Source organism: Haemophilus sp. HMSC061E01, assembly GCF_001810345.1.
Classification (GTDB): domain Bacteria; phylum Pseudomonadota; class Gammaproteobacteria; order Enterobacterales; family Pasteurellaceae; genus Haemophilus_D.
Genome location: NZ_KV801011.1, coordinates 463 through 5,801, shown reverse-complemented (window position 1 = coordinate 5,801; position 5,339 = coordinate 463). Strand labels below are relative to the sequence as shown.

5 protein-coding genes and 1 pseudogene are annotated in these 5,339 nt (G+C 36.0%); all 6 read right to left on the bottom strand.

Features of this window, described 5'->3' with window-relative positions; all coding sequences use genetic code 11:
• Positions 1-339 (bottom strand): hypothetical protein (locus HMPREF2732_RS05870; protein ID WP_070591974.1); only part of this gene is annotated, 339 nt, incomplete at its 3' end.
• A 1-nt stretch (position 340) separates the two neighbouring features.
• Complete coding sequence (locus tag HMPREF2732_RS09970; protein WP_257281994.1) at positions 341-895, bottom strand: hypothetical protein; 555 nt, start codon at positions 893-895, stop codon at positions 341-343.
• Between the two features lie 249 nt (positions 896-1,144).
• On the bottom strand, positions 1,145-1,510 hold the full coding sequence (locus HMPREF2732_RS05860; RefSeq protein WP_065264895.1) for a hypothetical protein: 366 nt from the start codon (positions 1,508-1,510) through the stop codon (positions 1,145-1,147).
• Between the two features lies 1 nt (position 1,511).
• A pseudogene (locus HMPREF2732_RS09965) lies at positions 1,512-3,743 on the bottom strand (hemagglutinin repeat-containing protein); the annotation flags it as partial.
• A 268-nt stretch (positions 3,744-4,011) separates the two neighbouring features.
• Positions 4,012-4,362: a hypothetical protein gene (locus HMPREF2732_RS05850; protein WP_070591970.1), complete on the bottom strand. Its 351-nt coding sequence runs from the start codon at positions 4,360-4,362 to the stop codon at positions 4,012-4,014.
• Positions 4,363-5,339: polymorphic toxin-type HINT domain-containing protein (locus HMPREF2732_RS09860; protein ID WP_186821534.1), on the bottom strand; the 977-nt coding region annotated here is incomplete at its 5' end.

Genomic DNA, 5,339 nt, shown 5'->3' with positions numbered 1-5,339 from the left:
AGGCTTGCTGTGTTTTTTTCGCCATTGGATACATATTGGACTATCCCACATTAGCCTTTCTTCACAAACTGGACCACCTTCAAGATACCAACCTTTTTTCTCTAAACAAAGATTCTCTTCTGGATTAACACTTTCACCTGTCACAAAATCCATACCACAATCCGACATGTCTTTTTTTCTTCTTTCAAGAAAATTAATACGTCCTTGAGGATCTGAGTTAGGAAATAAAGCCCTAGAATTATGCAAACGCCAATGATCATGTGGTGGTGGTGGTTGAAATCCTCCAAAAGAACAAGCATTGATTGTTAGCAAACCAAATATAAAAAATAGAATCTTCATATCATTCTCCTTTTGATTTATTTAAATTAAAAATGGTTTGCTCATTTCCCATTTTTAGATCTCCCTTCGTTCGATATCCATCAATAACGCATTGTTGTTGCCCTAGTCCATAGCAATTATGTACTGATGAAGTGTCACCAAATATATCACTAATACGTTCAACCAAACCTTTATTGAGATTATTTTCAGATGTTGTTGCAGGGTTTCCTCCCAATAAAATCGGCATACTACCAACAGGGTCACTAGCATGATTCTCAATCCGAATTGAACCATTTGAAGTGGTTCTTTCTTTACCCGTTTGCAATTGACTTAAATAACCATCCGCTCTTGTAACATCAGCTGCAGGACCCACCATTTTAACAGTGGTGTTTGAAAGCAATTTTTTCTCTCGGTTGTCTTCTGTATTTAATGCTTTTAATGCATTACTAACAGTTAATGTTCCACGACTATGAGAACCGAGGTATAAATCATCTTTACCATATTGCTTCATCATGTTCATCGCTTGTAAACTCGAATTATCCATCCCTAATAGGTTTCCAAAAGAACCTTCGAACATCTTTTCATAACCGGCCCCCCACGATGGCGCGCGTCTCCTGACGCGTGCCAAAACATCTGTTTTGTTTAATTCAAATTTTCACTATTTTTATGAGTAATTTCAGTTTGTCTATTCTTAGATAGATACAAGCACGCGTCAGGAGACGCGCGCTATCTAGCAGCAACTCTTGCCTTTAGAAAAGTGCGGTCAATATTCAAGAGATTTTAGAATTCACTGAATATTGACCGCACTTTTAAGCGCCTTTTTTAATTACTGCCAAGGCTTAGCATCAGGCTTGCTGTGTTTTTTTCGCCATTGGATACATGGAGGTCTATCCCACATTAGTGTATTTTCACAAACAGGTCCACCTTCTAAATACCAGCCTTTTTTCTCTAAACAAAGATTGACCTCTGGATTATCACTTTCTCCTGCCGCCCAATCTATAATACCGCAATCAGTCATATCTTTTTTTCTTCTGTCAACATATTTAGTTAAAACATCAGGATCTGATTCAGGGAATAATGCATCCGCATTATGCAAACGCCAATGATAGTATGGCGGTAGAGGTTGAAACCATCCACTACAGCTTGTAAGCAATAAGATTGAGGGTATTAAGAATAAAAATCTTATTTTCATTTTATTTCTCCTTCGCTTTATTTAATTCAAAAATAGTTCTTTCATTACCCATTTTGAGATCTCCTTTAGTTCTATATCCATCAATAACGCATTGTTGTTGTCCTAACCCGTGACAATTATGTACGGATAAACGTTCATCACTAAACATATCTGCTGTTCGCTGTAACCAGCTTTTATTCAGATTATTTTCAGATGTCGTTGCAGGGTTTCCTCCCAATAAAATCGGCATACTACCTACTGGGTCACTCGCATGATTCTCAATCCGAATTGAACCATCTGAAGTGGTTCTTTCTTTACCCGTTTGCAATTGACTTAAATAACCATCCGCTCTTGTAACATCAGCTGCAGGACCCACCATTTTAATTGTCGTACCTGAAAGTAGCTTTTTAGCTTGGTTATCTTCTGTATTTAGCGCTTTTAATGCATTACTTAATGTTAATGTGCCACGACTATGGGAACCTAGGTATAAATCATCTTTACCATACTGCTTCATCATATTCATCGCTTGTAAACTTGAATTATCCATCCCTAATACATTCCCAAAAGAACCTTCGAACATTTTTTCATAACCGGCAACTAAGAGCTCTGACAAACCATTTTTCGCTTTAGGATGGTGAACAAAATAAACATCTTTATATACCTTTTGATTTATATTGCCTGTCTTATCATCCCTGCCCGCAATATAGTTTTGTACTGCAAATTTTGCGGCGGAATTACGATCATTAAAGATGCCATTAAATGCAACGACATATTTACTCTCTGTTTTCCCTGTTTTTGGATCAGTATAAGTAACTTTTTGTAATTGATTACGCTCTTGATCTGATAACTCATGCAATTGATAAATATTACGTCCTTTATCCAATTGTTCTTGAAGATAGTCTTTTCGACTTACTCCCTTAGCATCCGCTTCTTCATTTATTTTCTTCAGGATTTCTGGATCCTTTATAGGATTCCCTTTTTCATCCACTTTATGAGTAAACATCCGATGTTCTGCGATAAACATTGTTCGATAAGCTTCATCCGTAGCACCACCAACATTCTTCGTAAAACTCTGAATTGTTGCAACATCCTGTTCAACTTCTTTTTGCATTTTCGCATGATCTGCTTTTTCAAGTTTATTTGCGTCTTGCTCTGTTGATTTCTTGATAGTCTCAATATTCTGTTTGCCCTGTATACTCGCAATATTAAAGTTACCATCACTAATCACAGCATTAGTTATACTCTGATTATTTTCACTTTGACTGCTATAGCTCGCTAAATTAGCTAGACCAATTTTTGCTGCAGCGTATAAATCTGTACTATGAACATCATTTGTGCCTAAACCAAATTTTACTGGCAATTGATTTGCTTTATTTGGATTCGCCTGTTCAAAGGTTTCGCCCTTTCTATCCTCACCACGATAAGTTTTATTTAAAGCTTTATCCTCATCAGAAGTTTGATCACGATCTACAGAGAAACCTCCCATCAATCCCATCGCAGATGATTTCGCATTAGAATAATTTTGAATATTCGAATATTCGAAATCTTGTGCTGTCATTTGATTTTTCTCTTTTGGTGCACTTGAAATGATAGCGCCACCAATAGAAGAAACTTTATTTTTTACATTGATATCATAGCCATCATTACCTGCAAAAATTCCTGCCTGTTCATTTACACTCGCATAGTCTGTATTAACTTTCGACTTATTGAAACTACCACCCGCAGCAAAACCGTAGCCTACTGTCACACTAGCACTTGCATTCATTTGCTTACCGCGATAGCTAGATTTATCTTGCAAGCTTTCAATTTTCAGATTTTCTGCATCTAATTCGACACCTTTACCTTTAACTTGACTGCCCGCAAGGGTTACATCTCCGCCTGCTTTAACCACAGTTTTACTTTGGCTATCACCTACATGGCTAGCAACATAAGTAGTTTCATCACCATTGCCGTAGCCTTTCCCGTAATTACCCCCTACAGTAACCCCGGCAGCCTCACCATTACTCACTTTAATGGCTACCCCTGCATTAAAACCACTTGATTTATTGGTACTACGTTCTTGGTGGTTTTGTTCTGTGGCTTTGATATTGACTTGGTTATCTGCAATCAATGTTGTGCCTTGTTTGCCTGAGATATCTGAGCCTTCAATATTAATATTGGAATCCTTTCCTGCACCTGTCGCCATAATATTTACTTTGCCGCCAGCATTAACTTGGGATTTATAGGCTGTTTTTCCTTCAGTATGAGTTCTGGATTAGCTCTTTTTAAGCTATTAATAAAACTTATAATATTGCACCAATATTTTACTTAAAACTCTACAAAGCCTATATTTAAAACACAAAAAGTGCGGCCAATTTAAAGAGGTTTTAAAACTCTTTGAAAATTGACCACACTTTACACTTAGATATTTCAAATTATATATCGCACAGATATTTCATAAATTAGTATTGGAGTGGAACTAAAGGTTTACTTACGAATAAACAAAAACATAAAATATTCGAGGTTCTTTCCAACTTTGCTAGTTATAAAATTTCATCTTTTAAAATATCATCCATACAAGACTGAATATCATAGATAAATTGTGTTTTTGCTTCTCCTTTCTCATTGAGCGTTAAAATAAACTTTCGCCAATCACCACCAGTATGGTTTTGCATTTCATCATGCAATTGCTGACATAAATTCGCGATTCTATCTTCATCCTGTTCAGCTAATGTTAGATATACAACTTCTCCCTGAAACATAGCCCCTAGTTTTGTTCCAACCCAATCCTCCTCAGGATTAAATTTATATTCATATTCTAATGAATCAAACTTTTCAGGTGCTGAAAAAAACATTGAACAGATTTCATTTAACAAATCAAATTGCTTTTGCATTTATTTACCTCCACCATACTGGTTTTTAAATACATTAACATATCTATACTTACTACCTTCCACCGAAATCATAACTCTCAGTTTATCTGGTCTAGGTGAGTTCGGTGTTGAACGCTCGAATTTAATTACAACATCTAATGCTTGACCTTTATCTACAGCTTTTTTTACGATATTTTCAAAATATACTTTATAAGCTGAATTGTTAAAGTTTCCATTTTGTGGAAATAAATTATAGCGGTCACATGTTCCACCATGTCTACAAGCTTGAATATGCCCGCCAACATCACCAATTTCCCCCAAGTAACCTATCGCTGTTTGCTGTGATGTTCTTGGCATCTTTTTATCTATTGGTTTAAAGGTAATTTCTTCAACATAACCGTAATCATTAGTTTTAAATTTAGTACCATTACTTAATTCATAACGTGTATTTACATCTAAATCATTTACGATTTTATGTGCCTCGCTATTTTTTATTCTACTTTCATCAAAATCAACTTTAATAGTCTTTGTTTGAGAGCCGTTTAATGTTGGATCTAGTGCTTTTGGTTGATCTAACGTTTCAAAACGACGCTCCCCTGTTTGAATAACTATTTTTGTTTCTCCATTCTCTGTAAATGTATAGGCTTTATACCCATTTATATTACCAGCTTCCTTGGCTTCTTTAGGAATACCAATATAGCAATCATTATGCACCCAAACTCCATCAAGGTCAGAATTCGCTCCTTTGATAAAGTAAGTATGGTCAGTCTCAACTGTCAAGTTATATGCACTTAACTTCTCAGCCTTGATGCTAACACCCTTCACCGTTTGCCAGTGATTATTTTCTGATAACAGTTTATAACCCGCTTTCAGATTTTGTGCATCTACCCACTGAGCGTTTTGAATTTTACCTTTATAGAAATGCCCCTCCGAACTTGGCACTAATTCACCTTGACTTACTTGTGTAAAGAATGGATGAATTTTGTTTGAAACAATGG